Annotated in this window: 14 protein-coding genes and 2 tRNA genes; 3 read left to right on the top strand and 13 right to left on the bottom strand. The window is 70.3% G+C overall.

Translation table 11 applies throughout. The features are described from left to right. From thrS to ABZ098_RS42705, 3 genes are all read right to left on the bottom strand, one after another. Entirely contained in the window at positions 1 to 1,977 is a 1,977-nt protein-coding gene (thrS, locus tag ABZ098_RS42715) for a threonine--tRNA ligase (RefSeq protein ID WP_356600070.1), read from the bottom strand. 90 nt (positions 1,978 to 2,067) lie between these two features. Further along, positions 2,068 to 3,306, bottom strand: a complete 1,239-nt coding sequence (locus tag ABZ098_RS42710; RefSeq protein WP_356600068.1) for a hypothetical protein — start codon at positions 3,304 to 3,306, stop codon at positions 2,068 to 2,070. Beyond that, positions 3,303 to 3,869, bottom strand: a complete 567-nt coding sequence (locus tag ABZ098_RS42705) for a DUF4365 domain-containing protein (RefSeq protein WP_356600066.1) — start codon at positions 3,867 to 3,869, stop codon at positions 3,303 to 3,305. Before ABZ098_RS42705 ends, ABZ098_RS42710 begins: the two co-directional genes overlap by 4 nt. 190 nt (positions 3,870 to 4,059) lie before the next feature. Here ABZ098_RS42705 and ABZ098_RS42700 point away from each other — a divergent pair, with 190 nt between their 5' ends. After that, on the top strand, positions 4,060 to 4,785 hold the full coding sequence (locus ABZ098_RS42700; protein WP_356600064.1) for a 3'-5' exonuclease: 726 nt from the start codon (positions 4,060 to 4,062) through the stop codon (positions 4,783 to 4,785). 61 nt (positions 4,786 to 4,846) lie between these two features. On the opposite strand, the gene ABZ098_RS42695 is transcribed toward ABZ098_RS42700, so the two are convergent. The 3 genes from ABZ098_RS42695 to ABZ098_RS42685 all read right to left on the bottom strand — a co-directional run bounded on the left by ABZ098_RS42695 (position 4,847) and on the right by ABZ098_RS42685 (position 5,904). Next, on the bottom strand, positions 4,847 to 5,260 hold the full coding sequence (locus ABZ098_RS42695) for a hypothetical protein (protein ID WP_356600062.1): 414 nt from the start codon (positions 5,258 to 5,260) through the stop codon (positions 4,847 to 4,849). An 86-nt stretch (positions 5,261 to 5,346) separates the two neighbouring features. Next, a tRNA-Val gene (locus tag ABZ098_RS42690) sits at positions 5,347 to 5,418 on the bottom strand. A 39-nt stretch (positions 5,419 to 5,457) separates the two neighbouring features. After that, entirely contained in the window at positions 5,458 to 5,904 is a 447-nt protein-coding gene (locus ABZ098_RS42685) for an SRPBCC family protein (protein WP_356600060.1), read from the bottom strand. 84 nt (positions 5,905 to 5,988) lie between these two features. Between ABZ098_RS42685 and ABZ098_RS42680 the strand changes: the two genes are divergently transcribed. Then, on the top strand, positions 5,989 to 8,376 hold the full coding sequence (locus tag ABZ098_RS42680; protein ID WP_356600058.1) for a hypothetical protein: 2,388 nt from the start codon (positions 5,989 to 5,991) through the stop codon (positions 8,374 to 8,376). A 72-nt stretch (positions 8,377 to 8,448) separates the two neighbouring features. On the opposite strand, the gene ABZ098_RS42675 is transcribed toward ABZ098_RS42680, so the two are convergent. The 7 genes from ABZ098_RS42675 to ABZ098_RS42645 all read right to left on the bottom strand — a co-directional run bounded on the left by ABZ098_RS42675 (position 8,449) and on the right by ABZ098_RS42645 (position 16,007). After that, positions 8,449 to 11,187, bottom strand: coding sequence for a Tat pathway signal sequence domain protein (locus tag ABZ098_RS42675; protein ID WP_356600056.1), 2,739 nt, complete (start codon positions 11,185 to 11,187; stop codon positions 8,449 to 8,451). A 91-nt stretch (positions 11,188 to 11,278) separates the two neighbouring features. After that, positions 11,279 to 11,875: a hypothetical protein gene (locus tag ABZ098_RS42670; protein ID WP_356600054.1), complete on the bottom strand. Its 597-nt coding sequence runs from the start codon at positions 11,873 to 11,875 to the stop codon at positions 11,279 to 11,281. Between the two features lie 10 nt (positions 11,876 to 11,885). After that, positions 11,886 to 12,758, bottom strand: a complete 873-nt coding sequence (locus ABZ098_RS42665) for a carbohydrate ABC transporter permease (protein WP_356600052.1) — start codon at positions 12,756 to 12,758, stop codon at positions 11,886 to 11,888. Then, positions 12,755 to 13,711, bottom strand: a complete 957-nt coding sequence (locus ABZ098_RS42660) for a sugar ABC transporter permease (protein WP_356600050.1) — start codon at positions 13,709 to 13,711, stop codon at positions 12,755 to 12,757. Before ABZ098_RS42660 ends, ABZ098_RS42665 begins: the two co-directional genes overlap by 4 nt. Positions 13,712 to 13,725: 14 nt before the next feature. Beyond that, complete coding sequence (locus tag ABZ098_RS42655) at positions 13,726 to 15,015, bottom strand: extracellular solute-binding protein (protein WP_356600048.1); 1,290 nt, start codon at positions 15,013 to 15,015, stop codon at positions 13,726 to 13,728. A gap of 382 nt (positions 15,016 to 15,397) precedes the next feature. Next, a tRNA-Val gene (locus ABZ098_RS42650) sits at positions 15,398 to 15,469 on the bottom strand. Positions 15,470 to 15,545: 76 nt separating this feature from the next. Continuing rightward, the gene (locus ABZ098_RS42645; protein ID WP_356600046.1) at positions 15,546 to 16,007 is read right to left on the bottom strand and encodes a TIGR02611 family protein; all 462 of its coding nucleotides are present in this window, start codon (positions 16,005 to 16,007) and stop codon (positions 15,546 to 15,548) included. A 191-nt stretch (positions 16,008 to 16,198) separates the two neighbouring features. Between ABZ098_RS42645 and ABZ098_RS42640 the strand changes: the two genes are divergently transcribed. Then, positions 16,199 to 16,612, top strand: a complete 414-nt coding sequence (locus ABZ098_RS42640; protein WP_004002642.1) for an SsgA family sporulation/cell division regulator — start codon at positions 16,199 to 16,201, stop codon at positions 16,610 to 16,612. Positions 16,613 to 16,806: the final 194 nt, after the last annotated feature.

Here is a 16,806-nt window from a genome sequence, read left to right as displayed (position 1 = left end):
TCAGACCTGCGCCCGCTCCTCCACGACCTTCACGATCTTCGCGATGGCCTCGTCGAACGGGATGCCGTTCTCCTGAGATCCGTCGCGGTAGCGGAAGGAGACCGAGCCGCCCGACATGTCCTCGTCGCCCGCGATGACCATGAAGGGCACCTTCTGCTTCTGGGCGTTGCGGATCTTCTTCTGCATCCGGTCGGACGAGGAGTCCACCTCGACCCGCAGGCCCTGCTTCTTGGCCGCGGCCGCGAACTTCTCCAGGTACTCGACGTGCGCGTCGCCGATCGGGATGCCGACCGCCTGGACCGGGGCCAGCCACGCCGGGAAGGCGCCCGCGTAGTGCTCCAGGAGCACCGCGAAGAACCGCTCGATGGAGCCGAACAGCGCGCGGTGGATCATGACCGGGCGCTGCTTGGACCCGTCCGGCGAGGTGTACTCGAGCTCGAAGCGCTCCGGCAGGTTGAAGTCGAGCTGGATCGTCGACATCTGCCAGGTACGGCCGATGGCGTCCTTGGTCTGGACGGAGATCTTCGGGCCGTAGAAGGCGGCGCCGCCCGGGTCAGGGACCAGCGGCAGGCCCTGCTTCTCGGCAACCTGGCGCAGGGTCTCGGTCGCCTCCTCCCAGACCTCGTCCGAGCCGACGAACTTCTCCGGGTCCTTGGTGGACAGCTCCAGGTAGAAGTCGGTCAGGCCGTAGTCGCGCAGCAGGCCGAGGACGAAGGTGAGCGTCTTGTCGAGCTCCTCCGACATCTGCTCACGGGTGCAGTAGATGTGCGCGTCGTCCTGCGTGAAGCCACGCGCACGCGTGAGGCCGTGCACGACGCCCGACTTCTCGTACCGGTACACGGTCCCGAACTCGAACAGGCGCAGCGGCAGTTCGCGGTAGGAGCGGCCGCGCGCGTCGAAGATCAGGTTGTGCATCGGGCAGTTCATGGGCTTGAGGTAGTAGTCCACGCCCTCGTCGAGCTGCATGGGCGGGTACATGCCGTCGGCGTACCAGTCCAGGTGCCCGGACTGCTCGAAGAGCTTCCCCTTCGTCGCGTGCGGGGTGTAGACGAACTCGTAGCCCTCCTCCTCGTGGCGGCGGCGCGAGTAGTCCTCCATCACGCGGCGGATGATGCCGCCCTTGGGGTGGAAGACGGCGAGGCCGGAGCCGATCTGCTCGGGGATGGAGAACAGGTCGAGCTCGGAGCCGAGCTTGCGGTGGTCGCGCTTCTCGGCCTCGGCGAGGAAGTCGAGGTGCGCCTTCAGCTCGTCCTTGGTGGGCCACGCGGTGCCGTAGATGCGCTGGAGCATCGGGTTCTTCTCGCTGCCGCGCCAGTAGGCGGCCGCGTTGCGCATCAGCTTGAAGGCCGGGATCGCTCGGGTCGACGGCAGGTGGGGACCGCGGCAGAGGTCCTTCCAGCACAGGTCGCCGGTCTTGGCGTCGAGGTTGTCGTAGATCGTCAGCTCACCGGAGCCGACCTCGACGTCCGCGCCGTCGTCGGAGGAGGCCGAGCCCTTGAGGCCGATCAGTTCGAGCTTGTACGGCTCGTCCGAGAGCTCCTCACGGGCCGCCTCGTCGGTCACCACGCGGCGGGAGAACTTCTGCCCCCGCTTCTGGATCTCCTGCATCTTCTTCTCGATGGCCTTGAGATCCTCGGGCGTGAACGGCTTCTCGACGTCGAAGTCGTAGTAGAAGCCGTCCTTGACCGGCGGGCCGATGCCCAGCTTGGCCTCCGGGAAGAGCTCCTGGACGGCCTGCGCCATCACGTGCGCGGTGGAGTGGCGCAGGATGTTGAGACCGTCCTCGGAGGAGATCTCGACGCCTTCGACGGTCTCGCCGTCGCTCAGCTCGTACGCGAGGTCCTTGAGCTCGCCTCCCACGCGCGCGGCGACGATCGAGCGCTCGCCGGCGAAGAGCTCGGCGGCCGTAGTGCCCGTCGTCACCACGCGCTCTTCCCGCTCGGAATCGCGTTGGATGATCACACGGACGTCTGACACCGGTCTCTCCTGACTGAAGGTGGGTGCGGCGCCATACCGGGAGCGCGCGCAATAGGGGATCGTACCGACCCGGCCCCCACCTCCGCGAAATCAGTCCCCTCCGAGAGACTCCTCGCCGGACTCCCCGCATGCCTCCTCGAAGAAGTCGAGATTCTCCTGGAGGGACTTCATCAGCCGGTCCCGCTCGGCCTCGTCGACCTGCACGGGCGCCACGCCCGTGGCCCCGGTGAGCCTGCGGAACCCGCCGCGGCTCTCCAGCCTGCCGTGCACGCGGACCGGGAGCCCGACGAGGTGGGCGTGCCCGGCGATCCGGTACGCCTCCTCGTCCAGCGTCAGTCGCAGGTGCGGGATCTCGGCACCGGCGATCACCCGCAGCCGTACCGACCCGTCCCCGCGCGGCCCCGACCTGCGCATCCGCACCACCGTGCCGGTGATCCGCACCGGGACGGAAGGCTCCTCGCGCAGGAAGCGGGCTCCGGCCTCGCGCAGCACGGGCAGGTCGCCGGGCGAGAACTCGACGGCCTCCGCGGACGCCGCGCATCCTGCGGGGACCCCGGCCGCGGGCGCCCACTCGACGGCGACGCGCGCGCCCTCCGTACCGCGCACGAGGGCGATCAGCGCCTCGGTGAGCTCCCGGCTGACGCCCGCCTCCACGGCCCCGTCGAAGGCGTCCATGCCGCCGGTGGCCCGCTGGTAGTCGATGGCCTCGCGGGTGGCGTACAGAGCCTGGTGGAGGCGGACGGCGAGCGGGCGGGCGGTGCCGACGGGCACGAAGGCGGTGAGCCGGCGCCCGCCGACGGCGGAGCCGACCAGGACGGTGTCGAGGGACGCGGCGGCCGTACGGCGGTAACGGGCGCCGTAGTAGCCGGCACGCGCGCGTGTGGCGAGCGCGCCGGCGAGGAGGGTCTGGCGGGCGGCGGCGCGCAGCTGCTCCTCGACCGCCCAGGGCGTGGCGTCGGCGGGGCCGGTCGGGACGTCCCGCCACCAGCGGATCTCGTCGCTGGGCACGGCAAGGCCCACGAGCACCTCGCGCGCGGACGGCGTGCCGCTGCGGGACAGGGCGACGAGGGCCTCGCCGAGGAGGTCCTCGCTGTCGGGGAAGGCGCGGCTCTCGGGCACGAGCAGGCTGGTTCCGCCGCCGCCCGGCCCCGGCGGGGTCCAGCGGCCGTAGCGGCCGGGGGCGCCGCCGCGCCGCTGCCAGCCGTGCCGGTGCAGCAGGGCGCTCAGGACGGCGGGGTCGACCTCGGCGGGGGTGGGCGGACGGTCCCAGTGGGCCTCCGGATGGGGGCGTACCGCGCGCAGTGGCTCCTGAAGCGGGCGGTGGGTCATGGTCTGCCTCCCGTCCCGACCCGCGTCATGATCTCGCACAGCGCCCGGTCGTCGAAGATGCGGTTGGTGGGGATCCGCACGGTGGTCCGGGTCCGGCCGGTGATGGGGTGGCCGGCGAGGTTGACCCAGTAGCAGCAGTGTCTGAGGTCCAGGCGGTCGTGGCCGGCGCGCAGCCAGTCGTCCTGGGTCCTGGGCACGAGCATGACCACGAGGATCTTGTGGACGGACACCGGGGTGCGGGCGAGTTTGCGCAGGTGGTCGTTGTCGAGCGTGAAGGAGAAGAAGCGCCCGGCCGGGTTGGGGGCCACCTGGTAGGTGCATTTGAGCTGCACCTTGATGGTGACCTCGTCGTCGACGGTGTGTCCGGGCGAGCCGTGGCTGACGTGCCAGTCGATGCCGTTGTCCGGGAAGGGCTGTGACAACGAGCAGCCGGCCGCCGCCGCGACGGCGTGCAGATAGCCCACCTGCAGTGTCTCCATGCAGGCGGTGGTGGCGAGCGTGCCGCGAAGGGGGCCCGTGCGTTCGGGCAGCAGCCCGCCCCGCTCGGGCTGCGCTATCGCCATGACCAACAGCCTTCCCAGCCAAGTGACATGCCCGCACAGGGGCCACAGGAATCGCACACCGGGCCGCTGAACTGCAAAGACCCGCACTCCTGTTGTGTCCTTCCGGCGTACGTCGCAAACAGCCCGGGTATCACCAAACGGGCAGAAGACGGTGCGTCACCTGCCGTGGGTGAACGAGGGGTTGTGAGTTATGACGTGCTGGTACGAAGGACCCTTGGCCGCTTTCGACACCGAGACCACCGGCGTGGACGTCGAGACCGACCGGATCGTGTCGGCCGCCGTCGTCGTCCAGGACGCGGCGGGCACCCGGCCGCGGGTGAGCCGATGGCTGGTCAACCCGGGTGTGCCGGTGCCTGCGGGCGCGACTGCGGTGCACGGGCTGACGGATGAGCATCTCCAGCTCAACGGCCGCTGGCCGGCGCCGGTGATGTTCGAGATAGCCGAGACACTGGCGGAGCAGGCGGCCGCGGGCCGGCCGCTGGTGGTGATGAACGCTCCGTTCGATCTGACCATCCTGGACCGGGAGTTGCGCCGCCACCGCGCCTCGTCACTGGACCGCTGGCTGGACTCCACACCGCTGCTGGTGCTGGACCCACGGGTCCTGGACAAACACCTGGACCGCTACCGCAAGGGCCGCCGCACCCTCACCGACCTGTGCGAGCACTACGGCGTCGCGCTGGACGGCGCGCACGACGCCGCCGCCGACGCCCAGGCCGCGCTGGAGGTCGTACGGGCGGTCGGGCGCCGTTTCGCCGCCCGGCTGGAGCGGCTGGAACCGCCGGAGCTGCACAGCCTCCAGGCGGTGTGGCACGCGGCCCAGGCGCGGGGCCTGCAGGCCTGGTTCGCGCGCAGCGGCTCGGAGGAGTCGGTGGACCCGGCGTGGCCGTTGCGCCCGGATCTGCCCGCGGCGGCGTGACGGGACGGGGCGCCGAAACCGACGCCCCGCACCTCACGAGGAGCAACCGCGTCCGCATCAGTCACCAGGAGCCGCCGCCACCGCCCTGGCACCTCCGCCCGGAGCTGGAAGACGGGCTCACGGCGGACAGCACGACCCCGGTGAGCAGGACGTCGGTGACGTCGAGGGAGAAGCACCGGCCCCGCCCAGGTCGAGCCGTCGACGGGCTGACCGCCCGCTCCCAGGCGGAAGGCCACCGCCCAGGCCGCGTCGCGGTCCGCCCGCTCCCGACGGGCGGTGCGTCGGGACGGCTGCCCGGGTCGGCCAGGTAACGCCGGAACGCCTCGACCTGGAGCCAGAGTCGGGTGCCGCGTGGGGTGCGCTGGTCGGCGACGACGGCGCCCAGGAGCATGACGGGCATTCCGGCCGCGATCCGTCGGCCGATCAGGATGCCGCCGGTGAGCGCGAGGACGAGGCCCAGCGCCAACGCGGCCACGTTGCCCCACCGCTCATGCCGCCCCCACAGGACACACAACCGGACACAAAAAACCGGCCTGCGGATGCAGACCGGTCTTTTCCGGGTGGGCGATACTGGGTTCGAACCAGTGACCTCTTCGGTGTGAACGAAGCGCTCTCCCACTGAGCTAATCGCCCGGGAACGCACTGAACAATACAGGTCCCCGCGGCCTTCCTTCAAACCGCTTCCAGGTGGGCGACGAGCCCCCGCCGGCCGGCGCGCATCATCAGCCGGTGATTGGCCAGGAAGACCGGCCGGCCGGGCACGGCGAAGCGCCGGAGCAGCGGTTTGTTCACCTCGGTGAACTGGTCGTAGTGGGCGAGGCTGCCGTCGCCGTCCGGGGTGATCGTCCAACGCGCCCAGCCGTCGAGATCGCCGTCCATCGCGATCTCCAGCACCCCGGCCGCCGGGTCGCGCCGCACCTCCCGGGCGGTGAAGACCAGGTCGTACGGCAGCACGGCGCGGATCGTGATCACGCCCGTGGTGTCGTCGAGCCGGCGCACCTCGCGCACCTGGGGCCACCAGCGCGGATACTCCTCGGCACGCTCCAGCGCGTCGTAGACGACGGCGGGCTTCGCGGGCAGGGACCACAGGCTGCGGAAGCGGTATCGGGTCCAGTCCATGGGGCAAGTCTGGCATCGGATCCGAGTACGTTCTGAGTACGTGTACTCATGTCGCGCCGCGTGACCGAGCCCACACTTCAGGGCATGACGCACACCCCGCCCCCGGCCGAGGAGCTGCGGCTCCTCGATGCCGAGCTGTGGCAACTGGACGCCCGCCGGGCCCAGTTGCTGGCCCGCCGGGCCTGGCTGGTCGCCGCCCTCCAGCCGAAGTGGCAGGCGCCGCAGCCGACCGGCCCGACCCCCGCCGCACCTCCTCGCCCCGAGGCGAGCGCACCGAGCGTCCAGAACGTGCTCCTGGTTCTCGGCGGTGTCCTGCTCACCGTCGCGGCGATGGTGTTCACGCTGGTGAGCTGGGGTCACCTGGGGATCGCCGGCCGGGCCCTGGTGCTCGGCGCGGTCACGGTGGCCGCGCTCGCCGCGCCGCTCCCGCTGCTGGGGCGCGGGCTGCGCTCGACGGCCGAGTCGGTGGCGGGCCTGGGTCTGGCTCTGACGGTCCTGGACGCGGTCGCGCTGCACGGGGCCGTGTTCCCGGAGACCTCCGGGGCGCCGTACACCGCGCTCGTCTCGGCGCTGCTGGCGGGACTCTGGGCGGCGTACGGCCTGCTGCCGCGCGCGTCCGAGCTGCGCCTGCCCCGGCCGGCCGCCCTGGTCGCGGCCCAACTCCCGCTGTTCTTCTGGGCGGTCGCCGCCGACGCGGGCTCGTACGGGCTCACGGCCGCGCTCCTGGTGACGGCCGGGTTCGACACGGCCGTGGCCCTCCGGTTGACGTCCCGGCCCCTGCGCGTGGTCGCCGCGATCGGCGCGTACGGAGTGGGTGCCCTCGGCGTCCTGGCCGCCGGCTGGCTGACCTGGTCGGCCTCCGGCCCGAGCGCCGCCGCCCGTGCGGCGGCGCTCCTTCTCCTCGCGAGCGCGATCGCGCTGACGGCGGCCTGGCAGACCGACGGCCCCGGCCGTTCCACCCCGGCGGGCGGCCGGTCCGTCGGTCTCGCCGTCGCCTCCGGGCTCCTCACCGTGGCCGCCCTCGGCGGAGTGGCACGTTCGGCGCTCCCCGAGCTGTGGACGGTTCCGGCCCATCTGGCCTTCGGCATCGCCCTGTTGGCGGCACTGAGGCTCGATCGCCTGCCGGGCACGGTACGGCGGGGTCTGGCCTGGGCCTCCGGGGCCGTACAGGCGCTGTCCCTGCTGTGGGCTCTGCCGGTCGTCGGTGTCGTCGTGCTGGGCCCGCTCGCCTGGGCCTCGCGAGCGTGGACCGGCGCCCCGTCGGACGCCCGCACCGCGGTGACCGTGGACGTGACCTGGCCGCCGCACGCGGAGGCGGTGCCCCTAGTGCTGGCCGCCGTCGCGGGCGTGCTCGCCCTGGCGGTACGGGAGACGACCTGGCGCCCACGGGCCCTGACTGGGGCGTTGGGCCTGGTCTGGGCGACCGCGCTCATCCTCCCCGCGGTTCTGGAACTCCCCTACACCGCCGCTCTCTTGATCCAGGGCGCCACGACTGCGGGCACCCTCGCGGCCGCCGTGGTGTTCCTGCGACAGCGCCTCACCGCCCTGATCCTGGCGCTGGGCGCCTCCGCGAGCCTCGCGCTCCTGGCCCTCGCCTCGCAGACGGCGACGCTCATCGTGCTCTGCGCCCTGGTCGCGCTGTTCACGGCGGCCTCCTGGCGCCTGGCCCCTTTCACGGCCCCGGCCGCCCTGGGCCACGGCACCGCCCTCGCCGTCGCGCTCGGAGCCGCCGCGGAGTGGCCGCCGTCGCACACGGCCCTGCTGGTCCTGGTCGTTCCCGCGACCGCGGCCCTCCTCGCCGGGCGACTTGGCGACTCGAAGGCCACCGTGCCGGTCGAGGTGGCCGGAGCGGCGGCCGCGGTGCTCGCCATCGCGCTGGCCGCGACCGACCTGCCCCTGCTCGCCACGGTCCTGGCCCTGTGCGCAGTGATCGCGGCGGGCACGGCGGTCCGCGCGGACCGCCGCCCCGTCGGCTACGCGGCCGCGGCTCTGTTCGTCCTGGCCACCTGGGTCCGCCTGGCGGCCTGGGACGTGGCCGCCCCGGAGGCCTACACCCTCCCGGTCACGATCCCGGCGCTGCTGGTCGGTGCCCTGCGCCACCGCCGCGACCCGCGGACCTCGTCCTGGACGGCGTACGCCCCGGGCCTCGCCGCCACGCTCGTGCCGAGCCTCTTCGCGGCCTGGGGCGACGCCCACTGGACGCGCCCCCTGCTCCTCGGCCTGGCAGCGCTGGCCGTCACCCTCGCGGGCGCCCGCCACCACCTCCAGGCTCCGCTCCTGCTGGGCGGCGCGGTCCTGCTCCTGGACGCCCTGCACGAACTGGCCCCGTACCTCGTCCAGGTGACGGACGCCCTCCCCCGCTGGGTCCCGCCGGCTCTCGCGGGCCTGCTCCTGCTGGCACTCGGCGCGACCTACGAGCAGCGTTTGCGGGACGCCCGGAAGATGCGGGACTTCCTCGGAAACCTGCGCTGAATCCCACCTCAGGGGCGCGGGGAACTGCGCGACCAGCCACGACGGTCCCGCAGTTCCCCACCACCTCACCCCCTACGAAGGCATCTTGTTCCCGAGCAGTGCGAGGTTCTCGATGGCGGCGAGCCCGTACAGCGCGGTGTCGTTCGTCGCCACCCAGGCCGCCTCACTGCCCGCCACCAACGCGACCGGCCCGCTCAGCTTCTCCGTCTTCCAGGGCGCCGACTCCTTGTACCCGTCGGAGTTGTAGAACTTGTCCCAGGCGCGGGCGGCGAGCTTCGCGTCCCCGGTCTTGACGGCCGCGTACGCGTCGAGCCGCGAGTGCCCCTGGAACAGCAGCAGGGACCCGAAGTTGGACCCGTAGCGCGCCGCCTGCTCCGCCTTGGTCGCGTTGAAGTAGCGGCAGTAGTCGAAGTACGCCTCGTTGAACTTCGGCATGTCGACGAGGTCGATGAGCTCGGCGCACAGCTCGTTGAGACCGAAGACGGCGGACAGGTGGGAGACCGACACCGCGGGAGCGGCGGCCACCGCGAACTTGCCCGTGTCGAGGTCGTACAGGCCACTGCCCTGCACGAACCCGTTGGGCTGGGCGGCGATGCCCTCCATCGTCGACAACACGCGCGCCTTGGCCTTCTCCCACTTGGGGCCCTTGCGCTCCCACTCGGTCAGCCAGGCCGAGACCAGCCCGCTCCAGTCCGTGCCGAAGCCGACCGACAGGGCGTGCCGGTCGGGTGTGTACGGGTCGGTGCGTACCTTGCGCAGCGGGTCGAGCACGAGGAACGTCTCGTCGGAGTCGACGTTGGCGTGCATGAGGTCGCCGACGCGCTCGTCCGCGGTGAGGAAGTAGTAGTAGCGGCGGTACGTCGTGTTGGCGATGCGCTGCTGCTTGGCGCTGTCGGCGTAGTGCTGCACCCCGTGCCGGGTGCCGAGTCCGGCCCACTGACCCAGGTGGTAGACGTCCACTTCACCGGTGTGCCGGGTCATGGCCTCGGCGAACCGGAAGATGTCCGAGCGGCCCGACCTGATGTACGCGAACCACAGCCACAGGTCCGGCGAGAGCTCGGAGTTGTCCCAGGCGTAGCCGCCGATGTCGTACCGCCACTGGTGCCGGACGGTGTCGTAGGTGTGCATGATGTCGCCGTAGTCCCAGAAGCCGTACCAACGGCGCTGCTCCACCTGGTCCTTGTAGTAGGTGAAGAGGAAGTCGAGGTGGTCCTCGATCTTGGCCTTGGCCGGGGTCGAGCGGTCGGGCTCGGAGTAGAGGCCAGGACCGAAGACCTTCGCCTTGATGAGTTGCTTGGGGGGCGCGGCGAGCTGCGGCAAGACCCGTACGGCCTCGACCTGTTGGGCCAGGACCTCCGGTGCCGGTGTCGACTCGTTGGCCCAGAACATCAGTTCCGAGGTGCGGGCGATGCCGTAGGGGGTGCCGAACTCGGGCTCGTAGTCCTCGTAGGTGATGTTGAGGCCCTCGAGCTGTTCGGCGAAGGTGTCCTGGCCCATGCCGTCGTGGTAGAAGCGCAGGTCCATGGGCTGGGCCTCGGGCGACCAGAGCCAGAGGGTGACCTCGGCCTCGTCGGTCTGGGCGTCGCGGATGTCGAGCTGGGAGGGGTGCCGTTCCCAGAAGTCCCGCAGCCCGAAGGAGAGTCCGCCGCTCGCGCCGCCGACGTAACCGAACCCGGAGGCCCGCCCGCCCCCGCCGGCGCCGATCCAGCCGTGCCCCTTCTTGGTGCGCTTGCGCACGGTGAAGCCGTCGGCGGAGAGCTGGGAGAGGGTGTAGTCGCCCCACTCGGGGATGTACTGGAGCCGGGTGGTGACCCGCTGGTCCCAGGTGGACGGGTCGGGCAGCTTCTTGCCCGCGTACTGGGCCTCCTGCACGGCGATGCCGGGGTCGCGGCGCAGTCCGGTGATGCCCTTGACGGCCTCGCGCAGCAGACCGGTGCCCTCGCCGCCGATGCGGATGTGGCGGTCGTAGGACTGGTCGCGCATCGGCACGTTGAAGCGGACGCCGAGGCCGCGGATGAAGTCGCCGCTCGCCTTGCCGGGTTCCTGGGTGCCGTCGAAGGTGATGGTGTGCACCATGCGGAAGGAGTCGGCGCCCGCGTAGAAGTAGAGGCGGATCGAGAACGGCAGCCAACTCCGCTTGCCCTTGCGGTGCTTGCCGTCGATCTTGACGACCGCGCGGACCGGGCCGGACTGCTCGACGGTGACCTCGGAGATGGCCCCCTCGAAGCGCTCGGTCCTGACGGTTCCCTGGTCCTCGTCCTCGATCTCGGGCTGGCGGATCAGCACGAGCCGCCCGTTCCTGGCGATCTCCGTCGACCCGCGGGTGACCGACTTGATGAGGGTGGCGCCCGACTTGCCGATCTTCGCGGTGATCACGCCGGTGGAGACGGTGATCGTGCCGCCGCTCTTGTCGACGGTGACCTTCTTGTCGGGTACGGCGGCCGCACCCGCGGTCAGGGACAGCTTGCCGTTGCCCGAACTGACCGCGTGGGCGGTCCACTTGAGGGAGCCGTCGGGCCAGTAGGCGATCGGCCAGGACTGGACCGGCACGGCCTTGCCGTCGGCGTCCGTGACCGCGAACTTCTGACCCTCCTGGTACACGCCCTTGGGCCAGGGGACACCGACGGTGGAGCCGGGCGCGGCACCGAGACCGCTGTCCTCCAGCCAGTCCAGGGTCACGGGAGCGTCGTCGGCCTCGGCGGCTCTGGGCGCGGCCTGCGCGTCCTTGGTCCCTAGCGCCCAACTGAACTGCGCGGCGGCACCGGCGACGGCTGCGGCTTTGAGGATGGACCTGCGGGGGATGGGGGACATGGCCATTCCTTTCCATGGACAGGCTGGTCAGGGGCATGACAGAGAGAGGTACGGCGCCGAGGCGCCGACCTGGTGACGAGGGCACCGCCCGTCAGCGGTGCCGGTAGCGCTCCTCCACGGCCACGGCGGCCGCCGCGACGGCCCCGAGGACCGGGACCGCCAGGGGCGCGACGAACCCCGCGGACAGGGCTACGACGGCCAGTCCCGCGACGATCAGGAAGGACCCGGCGGGGTCGCGCAGGGTCCGGCGTACGGCGTCGGCGAGCAGCGCGCGCCAGGAGGCGCCCGGCGTCCAGACCGCCGCCGCGCGCAGCCCGGCCACCGCGAGGGCGATCAGCGCGAACAACCCGACCGCCCCGACCAGCGGACCGCCGGGGATCCCGGCCCGCGCGGCCTGGACGTCCACCCAGACCGCGGCCGCGGCGACCCACCCGGCGACCCCGACGAGCCAGCCGCGGCGCACGGCCGTACGGAAGTCCGCGACGAACTCCCGCCAGCCGCCGGCCTCATGGCTCGTACGGCGGCGCAGATGCCGTGCGCCCGCGGCGAAGGCCGCCGGATAGGTGACCAGGCCGAGACAGGCCACGGCGATCCACACGCCGGTGAGGAGCGCCTCGGCGAAGAGCGCGAAGCGCTCGCCACCGAACACGGACGCCCTGCGACGGGCCTTCACACGCGCTTGCGCCATGCTGACCGCCTCACTTCAGTCCGGACGTCGCCATGCCGTCGATCAGATACCGCTGGAAGGCCATGAAGAAGGCGATGACCGGCACCAGCGCCACCAGCGACATCGCGATCATGCTGCCGTAGTTGGAGATGCCCTCCTGGTCGCGGAACATCATCAGGCCGAGCGAGACGGTGTACTTGGAGGGGGTGTTGAGGTAGATCAACGGCCCCATGAAGTCGTTCCACGCGTTGATGAAGGTGAAGATCGCGCTGGTGATCAGGGCGGGCCGGCACAGCGGCAGCACGATCGACCAGTACGTCCGCAGGTGCCCGCAGCCGTCGAGCTTGGCGGCCTCGTCCAGCTCGCGCGGCAACCCGCGCATGAACTGCACCATCAGGAAGACGAAGAAGGCCTCCGTCGCCAGGAACTTGCCGGCCACGAGCGGCACCAGCGTGTCGACGAGCTCCAGCTTGCGGAACATCACGTACTGCGGGATGAGCAGCACGTGATACGGCAGCAGCAGGGTGCCGATCATCATGGTGAACAGCAGGTTCCGCCCGGCGAAGCGGATCTTGGCGAAGGCGTAGGCGGTCAGCGAGCTGGAGATCACCACGCCGGCCACGGCGAGGCCCGCGTACATCAGCGAGTTCGTGAAGAAGCTGCCGATGGAGATGCCGGAGATGCCGTCGGCGAGTCCGGAGAAGTTCGCCCAGACCGGCTTGGTGGGCAGCAGGTCGATGCTGGCGATGATGTCCTTGCTCGGCTTGAACGAAGCGCCGAGGACCCAGATCACGGGGTACAGGACGACCGCGAGGACGGCGAGCGCGCCCACGTGCCAGGCGATCGATCCGGTGCGCCGCCGCTCGTTGGCGGTGCGCACCGCGGGGGTGCTGACAGTGGTCACTTGGCGGCCTCCTCGTAGTGCACCCACTTCTTCTGCGACCAGAACAGGACCGCCGTGACCAGCGCCACCGCGACCACCAGCGACCAGGCCATCGCGGAGGCGAAGCCCATCTGGGCCTCCTTGAAGCCCTTCTGGTAGAGGTAACAGGTGTAGACGAGGGTGGCGTCGGCGGGCCCGCACCGGGTGTCGGAGACGACATAGGCGGAGCCGAACACCTGGAACGCGTGGATGGACTCCAGGAGCACGTTGAAGAAGAGCACCGGGGAGATCATCGGCAGGGTGATGTTCCAGAACCGGCGGAAGGGGCCGGCCCCGTCCACCTCGGCCGCCTCGTACAGCTCCCGCGGGACCTGCTTGAGTCCGGCCAGGAAGATGACCATCGGCGCCCCGAACTGCCAGATGCTCAGGGCCACCAGGGAGTAGAGGACGTAGTCCGGGTTGCCGATCCAGCCCCCCACCTCGACGCCGAAGATCTTCTGCGTACGGTCCACGATCGCGTCGTCGGAGAACAGCGCCCGCCACACGAAGCCGACGGAGACGCTGGCGCCGATGAGCGAGGGCATGTAGAACGCGGCCCGGTACAGGCCCTGGCCGCGCCGGCTCTGCGCGAGCAGCAGCGCGACGCCGAGCGCGAGCAGCAGCTTGAGCGGAGTGGCCACGACGACGTACTTGAGCGTGACCTCCACCGACTTCTGCCAGCGCGGGTCCTGGAACATCGTCGTGAAGTTGTCGAAGCCCACCCACTCGGGCGGGGTGAACAGGTTGTACCGGGTGAACGCGTAGTACAGCGACGCGATCATCGGCCCCGCCGTGAGCAGCAGGAATCCCGCGATCCACGGCGACATGAAGAGATAGCCGGCGAGGTTCTCGCGGCGCCGCCCGCGCCGCCCGGCGGCGGGAGCGGCGGGCCGCTTCCCGGCCGGGCGCGCGGGCGCTTCCTTGACGAGCGTCATGGTGGTACGTCCCCTCAGCCCGCGAACGCGGCCTTGGCCTCGCTGAACAGCGCCTTGGCGGCGTCGGCCGGCTTGGACTTGCCCTGGGCGACCTCACCGCCGAGACGCAGGAACGCCGCCTCGATGACGTCGGCGCCGGACGGGTGCGGGGTGATCTTCCCGAGCACCCCGGCCTTGGCGACCTCCTCCTCGTAGGCCGCGACACCCTTGTTGCTGGGGTCGGTGGGCTTGAACGCGTCGTACTGCTCGGTCGTGGCGAGGATGCCGCGGTCGTAGCCCATGATCTTGCCGACCTCGGGGTCGTGGACCATGAAGCTGATGAACTGGGCGACCTCCTTGGGGTGCTTGGTCCCGGAGAAGCCGCTGAGCATCAGCGAGCCGAGGTACTGACCGGTGTTCTTGCCGTCCGTGGTGGGGATCGGCGCGAGCCCGTAGTCCGACTCGCCCTCGCCCTCGTAGCGGATGGAGAAGTTGTCCCAGGTGAACTCGGACGCGGCGAGGCCCGCCGAGAGCCCGGACTTGGGCTTGACCTGCTCGATCTTCTTCGGGTCGGCGACCAGCCCGGACTTGACGCGCTTGTAGCCGTCCGTCCACCACTGCGTCAGGTCGTCCTCGGTGAAGCCGAGATCGGAATCGGTGAAGAACGCCTTGCCGTTCTGGCGCAGGTAAAGGTCGTAGAGGTACATGATGCTGAAGTAGCCGGTGTCGCCGGCGATCTTCAGCTTGTCCTGGATCGTCTGGAGCGCGGCGAAGTACTCGTCCCAGGTCCAGCCGAACTTCGCCTCGACGCCCGCCTTCTTGAAGGCCTTGAGGTCGATGACGAGCGACATGGTGTTGGCGCCGACCGGAATGGCGATCTGCTTGCCGTCGACCTGACCGTTCGCCAGGACGCCGTTGCGGAAGTTGTCCAGGCTCAGATTCCCGGCGTCCGCCTGCGACTTGAGATCCAGCAGAACACCGCGCTTGTCGTACTTGCGCAGGAAACCGACCGCATTCTGGAAAACGTCCGGCGGATTCCCGCCGGAGGCCTGGGTCTGGAACTTCTCCCAGAACGCCTCGTAGTCGGTGAATTCAGGCTTGATCTTGATCTTCGGATACTTCTTCTCGAAGAGCGCGATCGTCTTCTTGATGGCGATGGTGCGCGGCTCGCCACCCCACCACGCGTAACGCAGTGTCACCGTTCCGTCTCCGGAACCGCCACTGTCGCCACCGCACCCGGTCGTCGCGGCCAGCCCCAGCGTCGCCGCCGTAGCCCCGGCCGCCTTCAGGATCGTTCGCCTCTCAACATTCCTGCTGGTTCCCACAGTCGAGCCCCTCCCCGCAGCGTCGCCGCCTGCATGAATCGTTTCAAGTAAGCGCTTGCTGGCACAAGTTACGGAGGCCTCGGAGGTGCGTCAATGATTCGGACAGGAATTTGTTGTGAGGGTGGTGAGAGACCGGAGCGCCTCCAACGGCCGCCGGGCACCGGAGAACTGACGACGCCCCAGGTGAGAGCGGCGGGGTCGACCGATCGAACGCCCCGCAGGCTGTCGTACGTGATCGACGGGCGGCGAAAAAAGGACGGGCGGCGACAGAGCACGCCGGGGACCGGCACGCGGGTCGGAGCCGGCAGCACTCGGGCTTCAGCCGGTGCGCGCACACGCCGACGGCCCGTCCGCGATCTCGCAGACGGGCCGTCGGTCCGGGTGGGCGATACTGGGTTCGAACCAGTGACCTCTTCGGTGTGAACGAAGCGCTCTCCCACTGAGCTAATCGCCCGGACGCAGGAAGAACATTACCCCATGTCAGGGGGTGCCTGTGACCAGCGGTGACAGCCCCGGCACCCCCGCCCGGTTCACTGGTCCTTGATGTTCCAGGGCATCTCGAAGCCGAACTTCCACAGGTAGACCCCGAGGATCGCGCCGATGATCACCAGGCCGACCGAGGTCAGGATGATGTTGCGCCGCCGCACCTTGGGATCGAGGGCGCGGTGGGCCGCCTCGGTCACCTTGCGTTTGGTCCAGCGCAGGACGAGCTGGGCCCAGACGAACTCGGTCGCCCAGATCGCCATACCGCCGAAGATCACGACCCAGCCGGGCCCGGGCAGCGGCAGCATGATGATGCCGACGACCACGACCCCGAGGCCGATCACGAAGACCAGGACCTGCCAGCTCAGGTGCAGCAGCCGCCGCGACTTGATGAATTCCGGCGCCCTGGACCCGAGCCCCTGCTCGTCCTGCGCCTCGTCCGATTTCTTGCCGGTCTGCTCGTCCGGTGCCACAGCGACCTCGCGCGGCTCGTCACTCCCCGTATTCATACAGCCGAACCCTACCGGAGAGAAACCAGTCACCGGAATGGTCGTACCTCCCCAAGACGCTCTCGGCCGGATGAGTTACGTAAAGGCACGCAAAACACTCAGAGGGGTTTACAACGGCACCGTAGGTGGCATGTCGATTTCGCCGACGTGCGAATCCCCGAGCGCACACTGAGCGAAAGGCCCTGGCGCTTATGAACACCACGGTCAGCTGCGAGCTGCACCTGCGCCTCGTTGTGTCGAGCGAGTCCTCCCTGCCTGTCCCCGCAGGCCTGCGGTACGACACGGCCGACCCCTACGCCGTGCACGCCACCTTCCACACCGGAGCCGAGGAGACCGTCGAGTGGGTGTTCGCCCGCGACCTTCTCGCGGAGGGCCTCCACCGGCCCACCGGAACCGGCGACGTCCGAGTCTGGCCGTCGCGCAGCCACGGTCAGGGCGTCGTCTGCATCGCCCTGAGCTCCCCGGAGGGCGAGGCACTGCTCGAGGCCCCGGCGCGGGCCCTGGAGTCGTTCCTGAAGCGGACGGACGCCGCCGTGCCCCCGGGCACGGAGCACCGCCACTTCGATCTGGATCAGGAGCTCTCGCACATCCTGGCGGAAAGCTAGGCGAGGGCGCACAGAGCCGCCCGGCGCCGTCCACTCGGGGAGACGGCTCGGGCTGGTACAACCGCATAGGGAACGACAGGCGCCGTGGCTGCGGAGCGCCTACGCCGAAGCCCCTGCATGAAGACTTGATCACCATGGACACGTCTGAATTCCGCCTCGGCGCCTCCCGGTACTCCTGACGCGCTCAGGCATTG

Origin of the sequence: Streptomyces sp. NPDC006335 (assembly GCF_040612795.1) — a bacterium.
GTDB lineage: Bacteria > Actinomycetota > Actinomycetes > Streptomycetales > Streptomycetaceae > Streptomyces.
Note: the sequence above shows the minus strand (reverse complement) of the source record. Positions and strands in the feature narration are given on the sequence as shown.